Genomic DNA, 22,198 nt, shown 5'->3' on the forward strand with positions numbered 1-22,198 from the left:
GCGGTTACATCCGACTTGCTGGCTGGATGGTGCGCGACAGTAGAACGTTGGAGGCCAGCCGGTTGCCGGAGCCGACGCGGACGGAAGCCCCGACTCGAATCCAGGAATCGTCACGTCATCCACAGTCACCACGACCTTAGAGATCGCTATGAAAGGACTGTTGATAGCGACAGGCATTATCGCCGTCCTTTACATAGGCGATCAGCGCTTCAATCACGGTCAATACACTGACGCCATCCAGCGCATGGCGAGTCAGATGAGGCACTCTTTCGGAGTGTGAGCCCGCCTCGCTTGGCAACCAAGTTCTACCGCGTCACCGAACTGTCATGTGCAGTTGCTAACGCCGGACTTGTCGTGACGACTTGGAAACTCCTCACGGCGACGACCTCCAACCCCGCTCGCGGTTCGAGCGGGGTTTTTTTAGGGGGCGCTTCATTTGGCGGCCTCTTCCAGCAAGTAGAGGGCCCGGAGCCCTACGCGCCCGGACAGCGGGCATCTATCCTTGATATGATCAAGGAGCGGATGGGCATCATGAACAAGGATTTCCCAAAGAGGCGGCCCAAGCGCCCTTGGAGGTCGACGCTGGGGCTCCGAGTTTGACCCGGAGCGGACCTGTCCGACCTTCCGAAATCGCAGTTTTTGTATCTCTGTCGATCGCCAGCATCCACCCGATATGAATTCGGCGATGCTTGAAGGGAGTGACCGACTGGCAGAAATGATGAATCGCGTGGGCGCTCTCCCATGGAACGAAAGAGCGCCCCCGAGACCCTTTGGCGCGATTGAACCGCGAGGAGACGCGATCATTTATGAATGCAGCGGCCTGATGTTCTGGTTGACACGGAAGAAGTTCGTCGGATCGTATTTGCCCTTCAAGGCGACAAGGCGTTCGTAGTTGTCGCCGTAAGTGGCGTTGAGCCTACTGTCGTCCCCATCGTCCATCATGAAATTCACGTAGCAGCCGTCGGCCGAGTAAGGATGCACGGCCTCCCAATAGTCTTTGGTCCAGCGCGTGATCTCGCCCGCCTTTTGCGGATTGGGATCGATGCCGGCGATTACCATCGACCAGGTCGCGTCGCGCCTGTTCCAAGCGGTATCGTTCTTACCGACGCGACGGACAGCACCGTCGATCGGATAAAGATGCATGAGCGAAAGCGCGCTCGGCAGTTTCTGTGCCTGGGCGAGATGGGCGTCAATTGCTTCGTCGGTCAGCTCTTTCACGAAATCGCCGCGCCAGTACCATTGCAAGCCCTTCGGGAAGAACGGATCGAACATGGACTGGAGGGCTGGATAGGGCATTTCGGCCATCCAATTGAAGAGCGGCGGGGGCAGCTGACCGAGTAACCCGGCCATGACCGCCTGGCCATCTTCTGTCGGACCATTGTAACAGGCGATGATGGCGCAAGCGCGCTTCCCCTGATGCTCCGCCGGGAACGGGTCCACCGGTGGAACGGTCTTCAATCCGACAAAGGCCCCAAGCTCCTCGGGAGCGCCATGCAGGAAATCTCTGTACTTCTGCATAACAGTCCGGGCATTTTTGAGATCCCAGAAGACAGGACCGGCGTAGACCATGTTCACCGGATGAGCCTGGAACAGGAAACTCGTGACGATGCCGAAATTGCCACCGCCGCCGCGCAGTCCCCAATAGAGATCAGCGTTCTCTGATTTGTTCGCGGTAACAATGCTGCCATCGGCGAGCACGACATCGGCCTCGAGCAGATTGTCAATGGTGAGGCCATACTTGCGGGTGAGATATCCGGTGCCACCGCCAAGCGTGAGGCCTGCGATACCAGTCGTCGAGACAATGCCGGCCGGCACAGCGAGCCCATAGACATGCGTGGCATGGTCGACGTCGCCCTGGGTGCATCCGGGACCGACGCGGACGGTGCATGCGGTGGGGTTGACCCGCACGCCTTTCATCATCGACATGTCGATCATAAGCCCCTCGTCGACGCTACCAAGGCCCGGCCCATTGTGCCCGCCTCCGCGGATCGCTACCTGGAGGTCGTTCTGCCTTGCAAAATTCACCGCCGTGGTAACGTCGGCGACGTCGGTGCATCGCGCGATCAACAGGGGGCTCTTGTCTATCATCCCGTTGTAGAGGCTACGCACGGCATCGTAGTCGGCGTCCGTTCGCCGGATGACCGGGCCGCGCATGTTGCCGATGAAGGTTTCGGTGGCCATAGCTTGCATGACTTCCCTCCTGTTTCACACAATGATCGGCTAGTTTTGTCTGAGGTTACTCCCATCTTCGGGCGTTAGCCATTGGCAACGATCGCGCATGGCCGTCAACGCATTTGCCGAACGAGATAACATGGATGAGGACGCTAAATGGCGGCCAAGATCGCTGCGTCGAACGATCATTGCGCGTCGAAAGAGCTCACCAAGTCCTCGACGGCGCCGTGGATATGTCCAGCGGGACTGACCTATTGATGACCAACGGCGGGTGCGCCTGTTTCGTGATGCGCGCTCCAGCCACTTCCCCAAGCCTTTGCGGCGCTAGTCCGAGCGGATCGTTGGAAAGACGCCTGATCTCAAATGTGGCAAACTGTCACGCCGCGGATGCGCCAGTCACCGCTGTGTGGGATTAGCCCGTCGACATCGCCTGCTCGATTGTCGCAACGCTTAGCTTTAGGCCAGCCTGTTCTGCCTGGCTTTGCAGACGCCGCAACTCCGCCAATATGCTGTCACCGCATCGCCCACGACCAATGTCCGCCAGCGCACGCCCTCGCGCGATGAAGAAATTACTCCAGGGGAGTGGCTCCGGTTCGGTAAACGCTGCTAGTGCCGCAGCATAACGGTCGACAGCACTCCAGTCACGCCCGCTGAGTGCTGTCTCAATGGCGTCTCGATAGAACCAGAGGTGATTGTGTCCAACACAGCCTTCACCCAGGATGCTCTCGCCTTCGCGTAATGCTTTCCGTTGCTCCGCGGGGTCTTCCGCGGCAAGGGCCCGTTCGGCCAGGATACGAGGTCCAAAAAACAAGACTCCCGTCTCACGGCTCACAGCGATGGCTTCATCGAGCAGATGGCTGGCTTCGAGCCGTCGCCCCTCGGCCCGCATAATCTTTGCGAGATAGGTGAGGTTCTCCGGCACAAACCGCCGAGCGCCGATGCGCTCAATGAGCTTGCCGGCTTCGAGCAGTTGGTCTAGGGCGCGCTGCAGCTCGGCCATGTCATACAATGCAAACGCCGCTATGTTACGCGCGAGCAACTCCGCACGCTGGTGGCCAACGCGCACAGCCGCTTCAGCGGCCGCCAGAGCGTCCTCTGCAGCTGCCGGCAGTTCGTTTGCATATTGGCGTGTTAGTGCAGCCATGTTGAGATTGGCGACCTCAATGCGGCCGAATCCATGCTTGCGGCTTACGGCTACGCACAGGTCAAAGTTTCGATGTGCAGTTAGCATGCGGCCCCGAACATAGGCAGCATCGCCCAATCCGCCCAGCGCTCGAGCTTCACACTCAGCGGAGCCAGCTTGCTGCGCGTAACGCAGGGCCAGATCGTGCTGCTCGACGCAGCCCTCGATTTTGCCGAGTGGGAAGTACAGATTGCCCCGAAGATGGTGAATTCGCGATAGCTCAACGATCAGGCCCTCGGCAGTAGCGAGCGCCTGGGCTCGGTCCAAGGCTTGAAGTGCGTCCTGAATTTGGTCGCTGATCCGCATGACGGTAGCCAAGCCGATCCAGGCCTGGCAGCTCTCAATGTCATCTCCGGCGACTTCGAGCGCTTGTTCAAAGGCTTGGCGCGCCTCGGGGATCGCTCCGAGATCATGTAGAAGCTCGCCTCGAAAATGAATCAGCGCGTAAATATCGGCCTGCTCGACCGCTAGAGCATGGCCGCGTTCGACCAGGCGCAGCGCGCGCTCATTATGGTAGGCCGCCGCCTGCGACCTTGCCGCCAGCAAATACGCCTGAGGTGCAGACGGATCGGCTGCCCGGTCGAGATGGGCTGCACGAAGCATGGAGTCTGACTCTGCGAAGCAGGCTGCAGCCTGTCGATGCAGCTCCCGCCGATTTGCGGTCAGCAGCGAGGAATATACGGCTTCCTGGACGAGGGCATGAGAAAACAGAAAGTCGTCACCATCGGAGCGGACAAGATCCTGCTCGATGAACCTCGTGCAGACATATTTGTCGTTGTTGACGAGATGGCGCAGGACATCAAGTGAGAAGCGTTGCCCCAGCACTGAGGCGGCTTGCAACGCCTGTTTATCCGTCGGTTGGAGTGCATCGATTCTCGCCTGGACGAGACTCTGAATTGATCCCGGAATGCTATCCAGATCGCTGTCCACACCGCTTCGTAGGAGCTGCTCCAGAAATAGCGGGTGTCCTTCGGATCGTTCGACGCACGCGAGGACAAACACCTTGCTCACATCGCTGTACTCGCCCGCCAGGGCGAGCGCGTCCTGCTTGCGGAGGGGACCGAGATCAATTGTAATCAATGGCGCAGCACGTGTCTGGCTGCGCCACGTAGGGTCGAGTTGGTCTCCTTCCGTGCGTGAGGTCATTACCAGCACCAGTGGACATAGCGCGGTGAGCATTGTCAGCTCAGCCGCGTGCGCAAGGGTGACTGCGTCGGCCCAGTGTAGATCTTCAATTGTAACCATTTGCGGACTGCGGGCGCTCAACCGACGGAGCAACTGCGCGACGGTCTTCTGTTTTCCGCGGTTGCGCGCCGCGTTATCCATGGCGCTATACAGCGCCGCCAGATCCGTTGGTTGCGGCAGGTCCAGCAGATCGTTCAAATACACCAGTTGGTCCGGGTCTATGAGTCCATCGGAGAGTGCCCGTTGCGCCGCAGCGCGGGCAGCTGTCTCAGCCTGTCCGGAGCATTCCAGGCAGCTGCGGACGATCGCCCGGATCGCGTCCTGCCCCTTACCGACGCCGAAATCGAGTACAAGACCAAGATGACAAGCGAAGTGCTGACTCATGGCGATCCGCTGGAATTCCTCAACCAGCCGCGTCTTGCCGATACCTGCCTCGCCGCGCACATAGAGGGCGAGCCCGCTACCCGCTTCGCGGCAGCTCGCAACAATCCCGCCGAACTGACCCAGTTCGCCCTGTCTGCCCGCCAACCGCCTGTGGTGCGAACCGCTGCTCCGCATGCCTCGCACGCGCCAGACCGGAACCGGCCGGTCAAGACCCTTGATGGAAATCGCGCCGACATCTTCGCCATCGAGGCGGTCCAGCAAAGATTGATAGACTGCATTGGAGATGAAAGTTTCACCAGCTCCAGCCTGCGCCGTCAGCCGTGAGGCAAGATTCACTGTATCGCCTGTGACAGTGTACTCTTGGCGCTCGCCACTGCCGGTTTTGCTCGCGACCACCTGGCCAGAGGCGAGTCCAACATGGACCTTAAGGATCCGCCCGGTCTTCTCGCTGAGACTCTGCATGGCGGGATGAATGGCGAGCGCTGCGCGCACCGCCCGTTCCGCATCATCGCTGTGGGCGGTGGGCGCGCCGAAAACGGCCATCACGCAATCGCCGATGTGCTTGTCTATCGAGCCGCCGTAGCTCACGACGATATGGTCGATGACCTCAAAATAGGAGTTGAGAAGACCATGCGTCTCCTCCGGATCGAGGGCACTACTGAGACGGGTGAAGCCCGACAGGTCGGCAAAGAGGACTGTGACCTGTCGCCGCTCGCCCGATATCGAGTGGTCGCTTACGCGAGCCACTCGGAGGTCCGGGTCGGAGGCGGTTGTTGCCGCGGTGGCGCCGCAGCCGCCACAGAATTTCACATTCGGCTGGTTGAGAAAGCCGCACTGTCGGCATGGAACGGGCAGTGCGCAACCGCACTCGGCGCAGAACCGACGGTCTGAACTGTTTTCCGTCCTGCAGCTTGCACAGCGCATCCTGGAGCCCCCGCTGGCGACGGCCATTCGCAGGCCTAGGGATGCTGCGGCTCATGCGAACAGGTGGCTCATGCTCCGGCTCGGATTCTAATCAATCTGGCGTCTCGAGTCGATGCTTTTCGCCGCGTGCCGCCCTCGACTGAATCCCGGTATGTGAGTGCGTTCTTGCGGCTCAAGCCAAGTTTGATCTTACAGTCAACCTCAAGACCGCTAACGCGCTCGCTCTCCCATTGCGTGCCGATAGGGAGGTCGGCGGAAAGTGGCCACTCCAATTGGCCCGTGAGCCGAAAAACGCTAAAGGGGCCGCCATGTCGGCTATCTGCGGAAGACCGGACGTTGGACGATGGTTACAGTGACCGCCGTTCGTGATCCAACCGATCAACAGCAGGAGCGGCTAGCTTTAATGTCGCATGCCTGCTTTTGCAGATGCCGAGGAACCACACTAGACGCGATCAGCGCTGTGGGTGGGTAGGCGTCTGCGACATAGTCCAGAAACTGGACTATCTTGCTGGCGCTCGTGATGCTAAAGTTCTCGCCATGAAAGGCTATGGATCATTTTGCCCCGTAGCCAAAGCTGCGGAAATTCTCACGGAGCGGTGGACTCCGCTCGTGCTCCGCGAGCTGTTGCTAGGTTCCCACCATTTCAACCAGCTCCGCCGCGGCATCCCGCAGATGTCGCCGACCCTCCTTTCCAAGCGCCTACAAACGCTAGAAGAGGCAGGGCTAATCTCACGCCAATCCGGCGATAATGGGCATTGGGAGTACCATCCAACCCACGCGGCCAGAGAAGCCCAGCCAATTATCGACGCACTGGGCTATTGGGGTCACAGGTGGGCGCGCAGTCAGCTCACGCCCAACGAACTCCACGCGGGCCGGCTCATGTGGAATATGCACCGTTCGTTCGATCTAGAGCGCATTCCATGCGACTTCGTGCTGTACATCGAGATTGCGGACGCTCGGCCGAAGTGCTGGTGGTTTGTTGTGAAGAAGGAGGAAGCCGATCTTTGCTGGGATGATCCCGGCTTCGAGGTCGATATCAGCCTCTACGCGAGCCTGCTGACGCTTGTGCAGATCTTCATAGGCGAGCTGCCGCTGCTACGGGCGTGTGAGCTCGGCGAGATCCAGATCGACGGTCCTAAGCATCTCGTGAACACTATGCGCACTTGGTTCCCACGCAGCAAATATGCCAATGAGGCGCCTGCGGTCGCAGATCAAGTCTCAGCCAACTGACGACGTCCTCTCCAGTCCACTTTTTGGACTAGTGGCCCAGCTTCCCTCAGCAGTAGCATTTGCGAATGCGCTCATGCGCTAAGCACCTCGGCTAAGCCAAGCATCTCAGCTCAAGGAGGCAAAGATGAGCCGACCTTCTTTTCTTTCATACGCCGTGCTGTTGATCTTGACGTGTGCTTGCGTTGGTCCTGCAGGAGCAGACCCACTTGCCGACGAAATTTCCTCGGTGGCTGCCAAGTGGGATGCCGCTATTAACAACGCAGACTTCGATGCTCTACTTCCATTGTATACCGCCGACGGCAGATTGATGCCCCCTGGTGCTCAGCCCGTCACCGGCCCTTTGGCAATCCGTGGCTTCTTTGCTGGGCGGGGAAGAAGCGTCAGAGATCACAAGGTTGAGCTGGTCGATGTGTTGCCCATCGGGAACTACGCCTACACCACCTCCCATTTCACGGCCACGTTAGTGGTGAATGAGAAGGCGGCGCCAATTTCTGGCAGCACCGTGAGGCTCCTAGAACGTCAACCCGACGGACAGTGGAAGATAAAGTCTCATATCTTCGTTAGAGAATAGATGGGTGCCACAGCCATACGATCAGGCACCCACAGACCTGACACGGGTGGCTCTCTCGGTCCTGGCCTATAATCTGACGCAGGTCATGAACATCGTCGGGACCGAGCCGCTGATGGCCGCGATCGCGGCCTGAGACCAAACCGTCCTGGCTTCCCATCGCCCTCCAGGGGAAGGTGTTTTTACACGACCAAGACCCGTTGCGGACCTAGTTGATCTAAGTCAATGGCCGCCGCCGTTCGGGTCAGATCTTCAGGCATGAATGAGCCCGAGCCAGAGAAACGTCCGGTTCCCAAGCCGACGCGATTGGAAGAGGCTCGACGTGTCATCGAGGAGTACGCGGCCAACCTCCGCGAGATCATCAAGAAGCTCCGCGAAAAGATGAATTAAGGCTGCCTCAGTTCGGGAGTCAGCAGCCAGCGTTGTGTCGTGCCCGATTTCGCCCGCAATACGACTTTTGGTCGCGGGTGAGACTACTCGGGCCGAATTGTCTAGAGCCCTTCACAAGTGAAAATTGCGGCTGCGCTGTATTCTACGGAGACGTTGTATTCCACAGGGAGGCGACAACAATGATGAACACCGTCAGATCCTCGCAGCTATCGCTGGCTGCGCCGTATAGCTGCTGCCGCACTTCGCGACTGCCCAGACCTCCGCTCCCATTCCTTCACCATTGGTCACGCCCGACAGGGTCGAGTCGCGCCTCGGCGTGCTCGAGTTCAAGGATGGCGTCCCGAGCAAGGCGACCACCGAAAAGCTCTTCGACAATCTCGACTTCACCTATGCCTATCGCACGTTCATGGACAACATGCGCGGTGTCAGCATCCATACGCTGCGGGATGGTCTGCGAAGCGTCGGAGTCAAGGAGAACGAGGTGATCGTCTTCTCCGACCTGATGGATGCCAAGTCGCTATTCCTGACGGCAAACGCCGACACGATCTACGTCATGGGCTACCTCGATCTGAGCAAGGGACCCGTGGTGGTGGAGACTCCGCCCAAGTTTCTCGGCACCGTGCAGGATGCCTGGTTTCGCTGGATCGTCGATCTCGGCCTGCCCGGGCCCGACCGCGGAGAGGGCGGCAAGTACCTGATCGTGCCGCCGGACTACAAGGGTCAACTGCCGGACGGCAGATATTTCATCGGGCGTGCCCGCACCAACACCATCCTGTGGTTCGGCCGCTCGTTTCTGGAGGATCACAAGGATCCCAAGCCGGTCGCCGAGACAATCCGTAAGTTCACCAAAGTCTACCCTTACGAGCCCGGCGGTGTAGGCACGCCGATCTCGGATTTCCTGGCCGGTAAGGCCAAGCTGGGGCGGGTCACCGCACCGCCGCCGACGGTGTTCCATGAAGGCAGCGGCAAGGTGATGAATACCCTTCCACCGAACGACTGGACCTTCTACGAAATGCTCAACGAGGTCGTGCAGAAGGAGCCGGCGACCTCGCTCGATGCAGAACTGATGGGACCGGTCGCCGCCATCGGCATCGTCAAGGGCGAGCCGTTCGCGCCCGATGCGCGCATGAAGAAGATCATGACCGAGGCGCTTGCGCTCGCCAACGCGACCTCGCGCGCCCTGTTCATGGTCCCGCGCGATCCGAGCTGGTTCTATTACCCGAACTCGTCGTGGTTCAACTTCCTGTTCATGAGCGGTTACGAGTTCGAGACGCCGATCCCGGAGATCACGCGCGAGGGAGTCAAACCCTTCCGGGCCACCGGCTATCGCACCATGGATGACGCGCACCAACTTCTTCTACGGGGTCACTGGCATCACGCCAGCAATGGCGATGCGCCTGCCTGGCATCGGCTCGCAATATCTGCTGGCGATGACCGATGCGGAACGGAATTATTTCGACGGCGCCAAGACCTACAAAGTGACGCTGCCCAAGGGCATCCCGGAAGAGAACTTCTGGTCGTTCACGGTTTACGACAACATGACTCGCTCGATGCTCGACACGCCGCAGCGCTATCCGCGCGCCGGCAGCCGGAGCGACCCGTCGCCAGCGGCAGAGGCGGACGCCGACGGCTCCGCGACCATCTACTTCGGCCCGACACAGCCCGCAGGAGTGAAGCGCGGCAACTGGATACAAACCGATCCGAAGAAGGGCTGGTTCACGATCCTGCGCCTCTACAGCCCGCTTGAGCCGTTCTTCACGAAATCCTGGCGGCTGAGCGAAGTCGAACAGGTCAACTGACAAGCGGCGGCGGCGAGCATAAACCAACCGCCTGCCGCCGCGCGCTGGACGAGCGCGGCTGGCAATTGCCGCTTACGAACCATGGAGAGGAGGGGCAGGTGGCGCCTAGTTGGTCGGCTGTACTGTACGTCCCCGCCTTAGCAGCGGCTTTCGCTTTCAGCGGGTCCTCTGGGCAGGCTGCCCAGGAGAACGTGCAAAGTATGTTAGCCGCCCAGATCCGCTTGCAGGGATCTGTCCGTGACAAGGTGATTGGTGCGAAGAAGGATACGCAGCGCTCAAGACCTGACTATGCCGTTTGGGTGCTCAACTGTGGCAACGCGCGCCACCGCGTGAGCCGGGCACCCGACATGGCTGCCAAAGTCGACCCGCTCCGTTAATTGGCCGTGCCTCACTAGCGGCCGGTTGGCAGCCCTCGCACCACAGGCCGGTTGTCAGCTTTTTGACCCAACGGAGACATTCAGGCCCTTTCCGTTTGGTGCTATGATTGGGCACAGCATCTGAATCTCGGGGGATTCCCATTGGCGTCCAAAGACGAGTCGGGACTTCAACGCAAGCCTCTCGTCAGCGAGCCGGCTCTCGAACGTGCCGAGCGCTTGGCCAATCTGCTGGCCTCCATCGTTGAGTCTAGCGACGACGCGATCGTTAGCAAGAATCTAGACGGCGTTATTACAAGCTGGAACAAGGCGGCTGAGCGCATCTTCGGCTACTCGGCCTCCGAGGCGACCGGTCAGCCCATTACGCTTGTGATCCCCGAGGACCGGCAAAGCGAGGAACGTGAGATCTTAACCCGCATCCGACGAGGTGAGCGTATCGATCATTTTGAGACTGTTCGGCGACGTAGGGATGGTAGCGTAATCATCGTTTCGCTCACCATTTCTCCCGTCAAAGATGGCTATGGCAACATCATCGGGGCATCAAAGATCGCGAGAGATATTACCGAGCAGAAACGAAATCAGGAGCGGATCAGCGTTCTGGCTCGCGAGGCAGAGCACCGAAGCAAGAACATCCTCGCGAACGTACAGGCAATCGTCAATCTTTCTCAGTCTGACTCTCCCGAGGGCCTCAAGCAAGTGATCAGCGGGCGCATTCAGGCGATGTCAAATGTTCACTCGTTATTTGTTGAAGCGCGGTGGGTAGGCGCCGAAGTCTCGGCTATCGCCAAGCAGGAGCTTGCCCCTTATCTCAGTGAGCACGACACGCGGGTTCGGATGGAGGGCCTGCAAACCGTGCTGGATCCCACTGCCGCGCAGGCGGTTGCGGTGGTCTTGCATGAGTTAGCAACCAACGCTTCCAAATATGGAGCGCTATCTAGCGCGAAAGGCCACATCAGATTGGCGTGGTCGCGCAGCGAGGACGGACAACTTGCGATCCGCTGGACCGAATTTGGCGGCCCGAGGGTAAATCTGCCCGAACGCAAGGGCTTCGGTAGTCGCCTCATCGAAGGAACGATAAGCCAACTTGGCGGCGAAGTGCTATTTGACTGGCGCGCGGAAGGGCTTCATTGCGAAATCGCCATTCCGATATGAAATCCCAATCGACCTGGCTTCGCTGCTCTTCCATCGCGGCAATTTCTGCTCATGGCTCTTAGCTGACAATCTGCATGATCACCGGGAAGATCGCTCTTCGAAGTGAACCGAAAGTCCCTAGGTCCGGTCGCTACGGGCGGCTTTTGACCTGAACCGACATTCGCTCTTGACCACGCCCCGTCGGATCTAATCCAGCGGGGCTATGTCCGGAAGCTCTTACGGGACCTTGCGGTCCATCTCAGGTCTCAGGACGACACTTTCCTGAGCCGTCGCTTCGTTGCGTGAGCCAATGAACACGGCGGGTTGGGCGCCTCGGTTCACCGCAACGTGCAACATGTTTGCTGGGATGAATATGTAATCCCCTGGACGCACGATGTCGCGATACTGAAGTTCATCGCCAGTCCACAATTCCAATTCGTCGCCGCTGAGCATGTAGAGCGCAGTTTCGTGGTGCTCGTGCACGTGTGCCCGCGTTCGCTTTCCCGCCGGCAGCGTGATCATCCCGAGCCAGAGCGATTTTGAGCCAACCGTTTCTGCGTTCACTCCGGGCTCGTAATCGCTTCCTTGTTCTGCGCGGTAGCCCCCGCCACTTTTGACAACGGAGGCTTTATGCAGTGCAGCAATCGCACTGCTGTTGCTCTGGGTGGTTTCAAGAACCGTCATCGAACCCTCCTATCGGTGAAAAGATCCACGCGCATAAATTCGGCCATGGACTACCGAAAAGTCTTGAATGCTAAGCCGAAATGTTCCGAAATTTTGCGAAACCCGCTAGTCTGGGAGCATGTCCACAGACTTCGCCTTCGGCCCATTTGTCCTTAATAGGCAACGCGGAAACCTTCTTCGAGAGGGCCGGCCGATAGCCCTCAGCAGCAAGGGTCTTCGGTTGCTGGAGGCGCTGCTTGGCTCTCCCGGCCGAGTGCTGACGAAAACCGAATTGATGCAGGCGGCCTGGGGCGACACGGCGGTTGAGGAAAGCAATCTCTCGGTCCAGATCGCGGCGCTCAGGAAGCAGTTAGGGCCTACCCCGGAAGGAGGAGATTGGATCACCACGGTTCCACGGGTCGGTTACCGGTTCGTCGGCCTCCCCGTAAAAGAGCCGATGGAAAGGATCGTTGAGACGAAGGTCTTGCCGACTGAACGTCGGCCATGGATCGCTGTTCTGCCGTTCGTGAATTTAGGAGGCGAAAAAGAACAAGAATATCTCGCCGACGGTGTCACCGAAGATATCATTACCGCCCTGACGCGGTTTCGCTGGCTTTTCGTCATCGCGCGCAATTCGAGCTTTGCCTACAAGCACAAGTCGCCTGGCGCGAAGCAGATAGCGCAAGAACTCGGCGTGGAGTATCTAATCGAGGGAAGCCTGCGCAGGTCCGGTCAGAAAATTCGGATTTCCGCGCAGCTCATAGAGGCGACATCAGGCAAAGACATCTGGGCCGAACGGTATGACCTCGAGCTGACTGAGGTATTTGCAATTCAGGACGAAATTGCAGAACGTGTGGCGGGTGCTATTGAACCGGAGCTCCTCAAAACGGAGGGCGCACAAGCGGCGGCTCGACACACTGGCAATGTCACAGCTTGGGACATAGTACGGCGGGGGACTTGGCACTTCCATCAGGTGACCCGTGAGAATCATCTGAAAGCTCGCGAACTGTTTCGTCAGGCCGCAAAACTAGATCCCGAACTTCCGGAGGGCCATCTCTGGCTCGGGCGAGTCAGCGCCGGTCTGGTCGCTTATGGCTGGTCGGACAACCATGTTGCCGATTTGCAGGAGGGCACGGAAGCGGCTCTGAAAGCAGTTCAGCTGGACGAACGAAATCCTTATACGCACTACTCCCTTGCGATCGTCAGTGCGTATGCGTGCCAGTTCGAGCAGTCGATAAGTGCCGCTAAGAAGGCGAATGAAATCAGCCCCAGCTTTGCATTAGGTCATCTGGTCTTGGGAATGGCGCTCTTGTTCAGCGGGCGCGCACCGGAAGCGATTGCGCCGCTTGAATATGGGTTGCGACTGAGCCCTTACGATCCGCAAAATTTCGTTTGGTTCAACATTCTTGCGCTGGCACGGCTCTTCTCCGGACGCACTGAAGCGGGTCTCGAAGCTGCAGCGCGCGCGCTGCAAGTACGACCGAATTGGCGTACTAGTCTGGAAGTGCTCGTCTGCTGCTATGCTGCGCTGGGAAAATGGGAGGAAGCACGTCGTTGCGCGCAACAGATGGCCAGCGTTGCAAAGGAGCTTGACGACGTACTGACGCCGCTTAGAACCCACAACCCGGCATGGACAGATCAGATGGCCAGCAGCCTTCGCAGGTCGCAGACTTAGTACGGGGACGTGCATTGCTGATGTCGGGTTCTGGCCCTCCGCCGACATTGGCGAGCACCGAGCTTGCGCCCGCGTTTGATGCAATAGCGGACATCGATGATTGGGTTTCCCCGAGCGCCGAGCAGAGGGGTAACGAGCCGATTTCGCCGACCCCGCGCCGGCCAGAGCGCAACGCTCGCACGCGTTTCCAGATGGCTGCCCTCCGGACCCAGCGGCGGCGCAAACGCCTGTAGCCTATGCCCCGGGAGCTACAATCCGGCGCCAAACCCAGAGGAAAGGTCTACGCGGCTCCTTGCTGGCGCAGATCATTCCAAGGCACCTTGCAGACAACGTCGGAACTAGACCACATGAATTCATGAGGTCGCGGACGATGGTGGTAATAAGGATATCGTAGTCGTCGCCTGTAGCGAGAGAGTACCGCGGCAGCGTCAGTGGCAAACGGACTTTCAGCGGAAATCCGCCAGAATACCCGTCGTCATTCCAAAAAAAAACGCCGACCGGCGGCGTGGAGAGGTCAACCGGCTGCGGCCCGGAAGCACAAAAACCTGATCACCCACTCTCCGAAGGTGCACGGCGGTCTGCGGCACCGCTGAACCCGGAAAGAACACGGGACGGTTCTCCGCTTGCTTGAATAAAAAGAGCTGGAGCGATTGCTGCGCGATGATGGCCGCGAGCACGCCGGCAAAAAACTGAAGGCAGCAATTGTACTGGTAGGAGAGACCCAGCAGTCGCGCGCTACCGGGGCTGATTCGTGTTTTCTTGCCACGTCGGCGAATGCTCAGAAATCCACTTGGTCGCGTCGTGCTCCGTAACAAAACCCTTGATGACTTCGGTTTCGCCATCAGGCCACAGAATATCGATCCGCCAGCCGGTGCCGGGATTTTTGCAAGCCATGAAAGCTGGTCGCTGCTCGATCATTATTTGACTATGCGCCGACGCTGCTCAGCTACAAGCCAGTAATGCTGCCGCACTTCGCTTTTTTTGGTCTTCCAGGCTCCCGCCGCGACATCTTGCGACCTCAAGCCCGGCGTTTACCTTCCGCCGGCTAAGGCAATGAGCCGCCGATCGGGGACATGCGGATTCAAAAACAGCAACGCCGCCCGCTTGAAATCATCGCAGGCGGCGTTGGTCTAGCCCCGGGAAGGTGATGCAAAATCCCGGCAAGCATTAGCCTGCACTATCCCTGCCAAAAGTTCAGTTCGGTTTCCGACATTTGCGAAACCTACCGGGAAACTACGGGATGAAACCATCCGATCAATCCGCAGAACGGCGCGGCCTTCATCCCTTAATAATGAGGCGACCCAGGAACGCATTGCAGGCCCGCTCGGCTTCAGCGAACGTGCTGAAAGGCGAGCCGGACACTTGAGCTGCGGGCATATTCAGAAAGTCGGGGCGATATGACACAACAAAGCCCGGCTCTCCATGCAAGCCAGGTCCGCTTCGGCTCTCTTTGCTGATTACGAATGTATAATCTTCGCTGCTTGCGATCCATATCTCCAAATCGCCAGCGTCGACGCGGCTGAAGTGCAGGGCCATTTCACCCTCCACATTGCAGGACAGATCCTACCACAGCCGCTATTTCTTCGCCTTTCGGTCCGATCCGGACTTAGCCGGCAGATGGACCTCTGGGCGGCAAATGTTCAATAGGCCAGCTTAATAGGTCAGCACGAGCAAGCGTTGCACAATGGCTCCTAAGCAAATGAGCACCACCAGCAACTTGAGAAGATTCGCTAATCGGCCGTCGGGCGCAAACCCTATCGATTACCCAAAAGCAGATGGCTCCCACGACAACAATGACCAGAATTCCGATCAGGACCGAATGATCGCCATGGCTTCATTTTCCTTTCACCGTTATCCGCAGTCCACGCGGAATTACTGCAGTCGGTCGAGTAATGCCTTTGCCTGCTTCAGATCCTGCGTTTCGAGACCCTCGACGAACCAGCCGTAGATGGGCACGAGCTGGTCGAGCGCTTCGCTGGTTCTGCCCTGATCAATCCACAAGTTGGCGAGGTCTACTGCTACGCGAAGTTCAAGTGCCTTGGCGCGTTGGCCTTTTGCAGTTGTCAACGCGTGATCGAGCAGTGATCGTGCATCGGTGCTGGCCTCCGGTGCATCGCGGACGAGCAATACGCGCGCTTTCAATCGATACAGCTCGGCCTCAAATATCCGTTCGCTATTGCGGCCGGTTGTAGCGAGACCCTGCTCAATCAGTTCAAGCGCAGCTTCGCTTTGATGGCTCGACAACAAAGCGGCACTCAGGAGCACATAGAGTGCTGTGATGCCAAGCTGATAGCCCGCGCCGCGATATTCGTTCATCGCCGTGCGGATTTCCTCGAGCGCAGCGGACGAAGGATCAAGGAAGGTAACGCTTATCCCCCGGATGGCGCGAGCCAATCCTCGCCACTGCCGGAATCCGAGTTCTTCCGACAAGGCGAGACAACGATCGGCATAGCGGTGTGCCTTTCGGAAGTCGCCCCGAAGAGCGTGGAGAATGGATGCATAATAGCATCCATAGGCCTGCGAATGCGGATGACTGATGACGTCGGCACGCTGAAGGGCGGCATTTACACGCGCGAGTGCCGTATCAGCACGGCCCTGCAGCCAGAGCGCCCATGACATCAGAGCCAGGTCGGCCACACCCGCATCCTGGCCGGCAGCACGCGCCGCTAATCTGTCATGCTCGCTGCTCGCTTCGAACGCTTCGAAGGCCCGTTCGATCACCTCCTGGGCACCTACGAGATTTCCCATGAAAAGGCGTATCATCCCTTGCCCACGCATCGCGTTGAGCAACGTTGGTCGATCGCCCCGACCCTCCGCAAGATCGAGCAGCACCGAGATCATTTCCTCGGCGACCGGCAACTCGCCACGAATGACGCTCGCGGTGGTCAACCAAAACATGATTTGTAGTCGCTCGGGGGGATCTCCAAGCCGCTGGCACAGCTCGCGCGCTCGCGCAAAGGTCGCCACCGCCTGGGGCGAGGCCGGCCCCTGAGTGGCAATGAGGCAGGGCCCGAGCGCGTACTGGAAATCAAGCTCCAGCCGGTCCTTAAGTGCACCGTCGGCCAAGTGGGCCGAGACCTCGATGCCTTTGCGCAAGTGTGCGATCGCTTCGAGGTTGGCGGAGCGCATGGCCGTTTTCTTGCCTGCCTGGAGCCAATATTCTCCCGCCTTTTCGAACAATCCCGCCTCGGTAAGGTGGAGTGCGAGAGTCTCGGGTTGAGTCTCCACAATTTCCGGGAATCGTTGCTCGAAAGCGTTGGCGATGGCGGCATGCAGCGCTGCGCGTCGGCTCTTCAGAAGTCCCGCTTCGGCAGCGTCCCGCACGAGCGCATGCTTGAAGGTGTAGACCGCCCGGGGTATCTCGCCTCGGCAGAATATCAACTCCGCCTGAACCAACTGGGCGAGCGCCTCCTCAAGCCGTTGCCTTGGCAGCTTGGCGACCGCGCTCAGCAGTTCGTACGAGAACTCGCGCCCCACAACGGCGCCGATCTGAGCAACTTCCTTCACGGGGGCCAATCGGTCGAGCCTAGCCATCAGCGATGCATTCAATGTCGTTGGAATCGCCATCGAGGGTAGCGGACCGCTGACCACATAATGGTCGTCTCGCTCCTGCAGCAAGCCGGTTTCGAGCACCGCCTTGGTCAGTTCCTCGACGAACAGGGGCACGCCGTCGGTACGCGCGAGGATTTGGTCCAAGACCTCCTCCGGAAGTGTCTTGCCTGCCGTGACGCGCTCGATCAATGCCGCCCCGTTGCGCCGGTTCAGCCGTGTAAGCGAGACGGTCGTCACATGTGCATGACCAGGCCAAGGCGGCGTGAACTCTGGTCTCGCGGTGATGAGCAGCAACACTCGGAGCCGTGGCACCTTTTCCAGTGTAATCGTGAGCAGCTCCAACGAAGTCGGGTCCGACCAATGGGCATCCTCAAAGATGATGAACACTGGCTGCCGCGCCGCCAACGCTTCGAGCTGAGCCGAGAACGCCGCCAGCGTCATCTCCTTGCGTTTCTGCGGACTGAGCTCGGGCAGTTGGTAGCGGTCACTGACCGGCAGCGACAGAAGGTTTGCCAGAGCCGGCACCACACGATCTGCGTCTGCGCCAGACCGCAACAGCAGAGCTTCAAGCTTGGCAAACTTGTCCGTCTGGGTTTCGCCTCTTTCGAACCGGGCAGCACGTTCGAGATTGTCGATGAATGGATACAACGCACTGTTGGTATGGTGCGCCGAGCAGAAATGGCGGACCGTAATGTGTGGTTCGGCTTGGAGCCGCTCTTGAAGCGCCAGCGCGATGTGCGACTTACCGATACCTGGCTCTCCAGTTAGAACGACTACGCAACCTTCGCCCGAAGAGGCATGCTGCCAGCGCCGCAACAGCAGCTCGATCTCCTCGTCTCGCCCGATCAAGGGCGTCAATCGAGTCCTGTGCTGTGCCTCAAAGCGGCTTTCCACTCCAGTCGTCCCGAGCACCTGCCAGGCAGGTATTGGCTCCGCCCATCCTTTCAGCGCGATGGAACCGAGATCGCGGTATTCGAAATATCCTTCGGTGAGCTGGCGCGTACTCTCGGAGATCAGCACCGTACCGGGCTCGGCGAATTGCTGCAGACGAGCAGCCAGATTCGGTGTCTCACCGATCACCGCCTGCTCCTTGGCGGCGCCTTCGCCGATCAGATCGCCCACGACGACCATACCGGTAGCAATGCCAACGCGAATCTGCAGCCTGGTGCCGATATCTGTCTGCAGGTTGGCCACGGCATCGACCAGTGACAGCCCCGCGCGTGTCGCCTGCTCGGCATCGTCCTCGTGCGCCAGGGGGTAGCCGAAATAGGCAAGCACGCCATCCCCCATGTAGCGCGCGATAACGCCCTCACTCCGGGCGATAACCTCAGCGATGCAGGCGTGATAGTCGCCGATTATCGAGCGCAAGTCCTCCGGGTCCAGCCGGGCCGAAAGTGCGGATGAGCCCACCAGATCGCAAAACATGACCGTGATTTGGCGCCGCTCGGCGCTGTCTCGCAGCGCTGGTTTGGCGGCCGTTTGGTCCGATACAGGGACATCGTTCTCAAGTGCCGCAATCGCGCGCAGCATCTTGCGGCGGTGCCCAAGGAGCACGCCGAGGTCCTTGAGGTCCTGCTCCGTGAGATCGCTGACGACCGAGAGGTCGATGGCGTTCTCGGCGAAACGATCAGCGTACTCTCCCAAACCGATCGATGCCAGCCACTCTGCAATACCTGTCATGGTATACCTATGGCCAACAGGCATTAAGAGTAGCACATTGCAGAGACCTGCGAAGGCACATCTACCAATGGAAGCGCCGATCACGAGACTTCTCAGCCAGCTCACGCCTTCGCAACCGGCAACGCCAACTCAACGCACAGCCGCATTTGGCGCGAAGCACAGCTATGAAGAGAAATGCCTAGTTGCCCTCGTTCCAGATGTCGGTGGTCAGCTTCCAATCATTTCCGACCTTCTCCCAAACCACGACATACTTTCCAGTCACGTCCTTCGGTGTCGGTCCCTTGGTCTTGAGGGCGAACGTCCCAATCTCGCGCGCCGCTGAAGGGCCAAGCGGCTTGACGTCAAGGGTTGCGAGCTTCGGATCGCCAACTTGTTCCGCCATGCTTTTCCACATTGCCTCGATCGCTGATCGGCCGTGCACCATCGCAGAACCCGGCGGGAATGCGGTCGCATCCGTGCTGTAGAGTGACGCAATTCCCGAGAAGTCGCCCTTGTTGAAGAATTCAATCCATTTCGCATTGATGGCCTCGATCTCGGCTTTTTGAGCCGAAGCCGGTGCGGTCAATGAGATCACGAATGCAATCATCAAGACTATGCTGCGCATGATCATCTCCAACTATGGTGGTCGATGCGAATTCAGGGCGGAAGTTGCCTTGACAAGAACCCGATGCGTTGAATGCGGCATCCCAGACCGGGCTTGGCGCGCCAGCAATTCCGGGGGATTACCGTCAGCAACATTGACTAACAGCGCAACGCCCGCCTCACCTGCGACTTGAGCGTCGCCTGCCGCGCCGCGTGCCTGCCACGAGGCCGCGATCGCACAAGCGCGTGCTCACGCCCCGCGCGAGCCGGATTCCTTCCTGGGCGAGTTCCTCATAACCGAGATCACGGCACAGTGATCACTGGCCAAAGCCCACAAGGGTGATGTGTCCCCATTGTGCCCCGGCTATTTCGGGGCACGTTTGGAGGGAGCTAAGTCGATAACTAATTGATTTATTGAGATTAATGGTGGACGCACAAGGGATCGAACCTTGGACCTCTCCCGTGTGAAGGGAACGCTCTCCCGCTGAGCTATGCGTCCGGGATTGTGACGTGCGGTGGGCCGCTGGTCGGCGGCCGGTCGAACAAGGCGCTTCGTCAGAGCGTGCGATTTACGAAGTGCCGGGTGGGGGTGTCAAGCCAAGACCTGAGAAACGAGGCCTGCAAAACAACAAGAACCCGTCGGAAAATCAGACCCCCTGCTGGCGGGCGCGGGAGGCGTGGGACTGCAGCGCCCGGATGCGTTCGGCCAGCGTGCCGCCGCCCTCGGGCATTGCGCCGCCGACGGCGCTGCCATTGGCCGGCTTGGCGGCGGTCTTTCCCGGCACGGTCGGCTCGGCCGCCAGCATGGCCTCGATCGCGGAATTCGGGCCCTCGAGCTGGATCGCGAGCTTGGCGACCTCCGCGGCGATGTCGTTGATGCGCTCGCGCAGCAGGGCGTTCTCCATGCGTTCGGTGGCCCAGGAGCTTTCGGCCTGCTGCTGGATCGCGTTGATGTCGCGCTGCAGCTTGCTGCGCTCGTCGCGGGCGATCCGCAGCTGCTCCTCGGCCGCCGCCTTCTCCTGGCGCAGCTTCTCGAGCGCCGGCGACTTGCCGCCGCTCGACGCGGCGATCTCCTCGCGCAATTCCTGCACGGTCCGCTCGGCGGCGGCGTTGGCCTGCTTGAGCTGGCCGTTCTCGTATTCGCGCTCGGCGAGCAGCTTGCCCTGGGTCGCAAGCCGGGTCTCGAGATCGCTGACGCGGTTGCCAAGCATCTCGGCTTCCTTGACCTGGACGATCAGCTGGCGGTCGAGATCGGTGACGCGCTGGCTCAAATTCTCGACCTTGCCGCGCGCATCTGTCAGGTCACGCGTGACCGTCTCCGACTGGCTGCGCTCCTGGGCGAGGCGGGCCTCGGTCGCGGCAAAATCCCTGGCGGCATCGCCGACCCGGTTCTTCAGCTCCTCGACCTGGGTCCGCACCGCGACCAGCTCGATCTGGCGGCTGTCGGCCGTCATCGAGCGGTCGTTGAGCGCGGCATTGATCTTGCCGAGCTCGGCCTGCTTGTCGGCGAGCGCCTGCTCGGCGGTGCGCAGCAGCTCGGTCTTGGCGGAAAACTCTTCCTCGGTGGCGCGCAACTGCTCCTTCATCGCCTTCTCGCGCGCCTCCAGCGCGAAGATGGTGGCGTTCTTCTCGCCGAGTTCGAGCTTCATGCGATTGATCGCATCGGTCTTCTTGCCGAGCTCGGCGAGCTGGCTCGTGGTCTTGCTCTTGAGCTGGTCGACGCTCATCTCGAGCCGGCGCGCCGACATCGCGAACTCGGCGCGGAGCTGGTCCTTGTCGGCCTGGATCTCGGCCATCGACAGCGGGGTGGCCGCCTCGAGGCGCCGCGTCGTCAGCCGGACCGCGCGGTTATGCACCAGCGGCACGATCATCAGGCCACACAGCATCGAGATCAGGAAACCGATCGCCGCGTACATGATCGGTTCGATCATGAAGGGTTGCTCCACAGAAGAAGGAATTCATTAATCACAATGCCACGGCGGGCCGGCCCAAGGCCAGCCCGTTTGCCGCGTTAACGTTGATCGCTAACCGCGCTGGATCGCCTGCCGGCAATCACCCGCCGGGGGCGACGGCCTAGAACGGGTTCCAGGTCGCCCGCGGGGTGTATTTGAGGTAGCCGACGTTGGCGCCGAGCCGCAAGCCGATGCCGGAGCGGATCGGTACCAGCACGATGTTGTTGGAGGTCAGCGCGGTCATGCCGAAGCCGCCGACGATATAGGCCGAGCCGTCGATGCCGACGAAGCGCTGGTAGATCGCCTGGGTCGAGGGCAGGTTGTAGACCAGCGTCATGGTGCGCGCGCCGTCGCCGCCCCAGTCGAAGCCGACCGACGGGCCCTGCCAGTAGACCCGGAGGTCGCCGGCATTCTTGGTGTAGAGCGTGCCTTCGCCGTAGCGCAGCCCGGCCACGAAGGCGCCGGAGCCTTCCTCGCCGAGCACGTAGCCGTTGGGCAGGCCCCATTGGCTGACCGCGCGCTCGATCACCGAGGCGAGCCCGCGCGAAACGTTGCCGAAGAACTTGTGGCCGGCGCCGACGAGCTCGTCGGGCCCGTAAGTATACGGGGTCGGTTCACGCTGTGGCGGCGGATATTGCGGCGGCGGAGGCTGCTGCGCGGACGCCCCCGCCGTCCAGCACATCAGCGCGGCGAAGCCGACCGCGGCAAGGCGTGATGCGAATCTCATTAAGAACCCCTGCTATCGAAATCCGGC

Annotated in this window: 16 protein-coding genes, 1 tRNA gene and 2 pseudogenes; 8 read left to right on the forward strand and 11 right to left on the reverse strand. The window is 60.0% G+C overall.

Going from position 1 to position 22,198, the window contains the following annotated elements; genetic code table 11:
- Window positions 1-804: 804 nt before the first annotated feature.
- The 3 genes and pseudogenes from CI41S_RS37295 to CI41S_RS45445 form a co-directional block, all read right to left on the reverse strand.
- Window positions 805-2,190, reverse strand: a complete 1,386-nt coding sequence (locus CI41S_RS37295; protein ID WP_139864029.1) for an FAD-binding oxidoreductase — start codon at window positions 2,188-2,190, stop codon at window positions 805-807.
- Between the two features lie 394 nt (window positions 2,191-2,584).
- A complete protein-coding gene (locus CI41S_RS37300; protein ID WP_172628349.1) occupies window positions 2,585-5,671 on the reverse strand; it encodes an adenylate/guanylate cyclase domain-containing protein in 3,087 nt (1,028 codons plus the stop codon).
- Window positions 5,672-5,722: 51 nt separating this feature from the next.
- A pseudogene (locus CI41S_RS45445) lies at window positions 5,723-5,875 on the reverse strand (double zinc ribbon domain-containing protein); the annotation flags it as partial.
- 510 nt (window positions 5,876-6,385) lie between these two features.
- Between CI41S_RS45445 and CI41S_RS37305 the strand changes: the two are divergent.
- The 7 genes and pseudogenes from CI41S_RS37305 to CI41S_RS37320 all read left to right on the forward strand — a co-directional run bounded on the left by CI41S_RS37305 (window position 6,386) and on the right by CI41S_RS37320 (window position 11,361).
- Window positions 6,386-7,078: a winged helix-turn-helix transcriptional regulator gene (locus CI41S_RS37305; RefSeq protein WP_172628350.1), complete on the forward strand. Its 693-nt coding sequence runs from the start codon at window positions 6,386-6,388 to the stop codon at window positions 7,076-7,078.
- 124 nt (window positions 7,079-7,202) lie between these two features.
- Complete coding sequence (locus CI41S_RS37310) at window positions 7,203-7,649, forward strand: YybH family protein (protein ID WP_139864032.1); 447 nt, start codon at window positions 7,203-7,205, stop codon at window positions 7,647-7,649.
- 4 nt (window positions 7,650-7,653) lie between these two features.
- On the forward strand, window positions 7,654-7,782 hold the full coding sequence (locus CI41S_RS45105) for a hypothetical protein (protein ID WP_283813181.1): 129 nt from the start codon (window positions 7,654-7,656) through the stop codon (window positions 7,780-7,782).
- 89 nt (window positions 7,783-7,871) lie between these two features.
- Window positions 7,872-8,036, forward strand: coding sequence for a hypothetical protein (locus CI41S_RS43900; protein ID WP_172628346.1), 165 nt, complete (start codon window positions 7,872-7,874; stop codon window positions 8,034-8,036).
- Between the two features lie 502 nt (window positions 8,037-8,538).
- Window positions 8,539-8,835: pseudogene (locus CI41S_RS44775) on the forward strand (DUF1254 domain-containing protein); the annotation flags it as partial.
- Between the two features lie 631 nt (window positions 8,836-9,466).
- Complete coding sequence (locus CI41S_RS44780; RefSeq protein ID WP_244626808.1) at window positions 9,467-9,835, forward strand: DUF1214 domain-containing protein; 369 nt, start codon at window positions 9,467-9,469, stop codon at window positions 9,833-9,835.
- A 518-nt stretch (window positions 9,836-10,353) separates the two neighbouring features.
- On the forward strand, window positions 10,354-11,361 hold the full coding sequence (locus tag CI41S_RS37320; protein ID WP_244626809.1) for a PAS domain S-box protein: 1,008 nt from the start codon (window positions 10,354-10,356) through the stop codon (window positions 11,359-11,361).
- A gap of 216 nt (window positions 11,362-11,577) precedes the next feature.
- Here CI41S_RS37320 and CI41S_RS37325 read toward each other — a convergent pair whose 3' ends face one another.
- Window positions 11,578-12,024 (reverse strand): cupin domain-containing protein, encoded by a 447-nt coding sequence (locus CI41S_RS37325; RefSeq protein WP_139864034.1) that lies wholly within the window; start codon window positions 12,022-12,024, stop codon window positions 11,578-11,580.
- Between the two features lie 118 nt (window positions 12,025-12,142).
- Here CI41S_RS37325 and CI41S_RS37330 point away from each other — a divergent pair, with 118 nt between their 5' ends.
- Window positions 12,143-13,678, forward strand: coding sequence for a winged helix-turn-helix domain-containing tetratricopeptide repeat protein (locus CI41S_RS37330; RefSeq protein ID WP_139864035.1), 1,536 nt, complete (start codon window positions 12,143-12,145; stop codon window positions 13,676-13,678).
- 446 nt (window positions 13,679-14,124) lie between these two features.
- Here CI41S_RS37330 and CI41S_RS37335 read toward each other — a convergent pair whose 3' ends face one another.
- The 7 genes from CI41S_RS37335 to CI41S_RS37370 form a co-directional block, all read right to left on the reverse strand.
- Window positions 14,125-14,520, reverse strand: a complete 396-nt coding sequence (locus tag CI41S_RS37335; RefSeq protein ID WP_139864036.1) for a hypothetical protein — start codon at window positions 14,518-14,520, stop codon at window positions 14,125-14,127.
- Window positions 14,521-14,956: 436 nt separating this feature from the next.
- A complete protein-coding gene (locus CI41S_RS37345) occupies window positions 14,957-15,214 on the reverse strand; it encodes a hypothetical protein (RefSeq protein ID WP_139864037.1) in 258 nt (85 codons plus the stop codon).
- Window positions 15,215-15,550: 336 nt separating this feature from the next.
- Window positions 15,551-18,910, reverse strand: coding sequence for an AAA family ATPase (locus CI41S_RS37350; RefSeq protein WP_139864038.1), 3,360 nt, complete (start codon window positions 18,908-18,910; stop codon window positions 15,551-15,553).
- Window positions 18,911-19,088: 178 nt separating this feature from the next.
- Window positions 19,089-19,514 (reverse strand): YybH family protein, encoded by a 426-nt coding sequence (locus tag CI41S_RS37355; protein WP_139864039.1) that lies wholly within the window; start codon window positions 19,512-19,514, stop codon window positions 19,089-19,091.
- Between the two features lie 402 nt (window positions 19,515-19,916).
- Window positions 19,917-19,991, reverse strand: a tRNA-Val gene (locus CI41S_RS37360).
- Between the two features lie 148 nt (window positions 19,992-20,139).
- Window positions 20,140-21,423, reverse strand: coding sequence for a coiled-coil domain-containing protein (locus CI41S_RS37365; RefSeq protein ID WP_139864040.1), 1,284 nt, complete (start codon window positions 21,421-21,423; stop codon window positions 20,140-20,142).
- A 142-nt stretch (window positions 21,424-21,565) separates the two neighbouring features.
- On the reverse strand, window positions 21,566-22,171 hold the full coding sequence (locus CI41S_RS37370) for a DUF1134 domain-containing protein (protein WP_139864041.1): 606 nt from the start codon (window positions 22,169-22,171) through the stop codon (window positions 21,566-21,568).
- Window positions 22,172-22,198: the final 27 nt, after the last annotated feature.

The organism is Bradyrhizobium ivorense, assembly GCF_900696085.1.
GTDB classification, from domain to species: Bacteria; Pseudomonadota; Alphaproteobacteria; order Rhizobiales; family Xanthobacteraceae; genus Bradyrhizobium; species Bradyrhizobium ivorense.

Bases quoted from the DNA above. Each gene is read 5' to 3' on its own strand.
- CI41S_RS37295 (WP_139864029.1), bottom strand. From the start codon at position 2,190: ATGCAAGCTATGGCCACCGAAACCTTCATCGGCAACATGCGCGGCCCG.
- CI41S_RS37305 (WP_172628350.1), top strand. From the start codon at position 6,386: ATGAAAGGCTATGGATCATTTTGCCCCGTAGCCAAAGCTGCGGAAATT.
- CI41S_RS37310 (WP_139864032.1), top strand. From the start codon at position 7,203: ATGAGCCGACCTTCTTTTCTTTCATACGCCGTGCTGTTGATCTTGACG.
- CI41S_RS43900 (WP_172628346.1), top strand. From the start codon at position 7,872: ATGGCCGCCGCCGTTCGGGTCAGATCTTCAGGCATGAATGAGCCCGAG.
- CI41S_RS44780 (WP_244626808.1), top strand. From the start codon at position 9,467: ATGACCGATGCGGAACGGAATTATTTCGACGGCGCCAAGACCTACAAA.
- CI41S_RS37325 (WP_139864034.1), bottom strand. From the start codon at position 12,024: ATGACGGTTCTTGAAACCACCCAGAGCAACAGCAGTGCGATTGCTGCA.
- CI41S_RS37330 (WP_139864035.1), top strand. From the start codon at position 12,143: ATGTCCACAGACTTCGCCTTCGGCCCATTTGTCCTTAATAGGCAACGC.
- CI41S_RS37335 (WP_139864036.1), bottom strand. From the start codon at position 14,520: ATGGCGAAACCGAAGTCATCAAGGGTTTTGTTACGGAGCACGACGCGA.
- CI41S_RS37345 (WP_139864037.1), bottom strand. From the start codon at position 15,214: ATGGCCCTGCACTTCAGCCGCGTCGACGCTGGCGATTTGGAGATATGG.
- CI41S_RS37350 (WP_139864038.1), bottom strand. From the start codon at position 18,910: ATGACAGGTATTGCAGAGTGGCTGGCATCGATCGGTTTGGGAGAGTAC.
- CI41S_RS37355 (WP_139864039.1), bottom strand. From the start codon at position 19,514: ATGCGCAGCATAGTCTTGATGATTGCATTCGTGATCTCATTGACCGCA.
- CI41S_RS37365 (WP_139864040.1), bottom strand. From the start codon at position 21,423: ATGATCGAACCGATCATGTACGCGGCGATCGGTTTCCTGATCTCGATG.
- CI41S_RS37370 (WP_139864041.1), bottom strand. From the start codon at position 22,171: ATGAGATTCGCATCACGCCTTGCCGCGGTCGGCTTCGCCGCGCTGATG.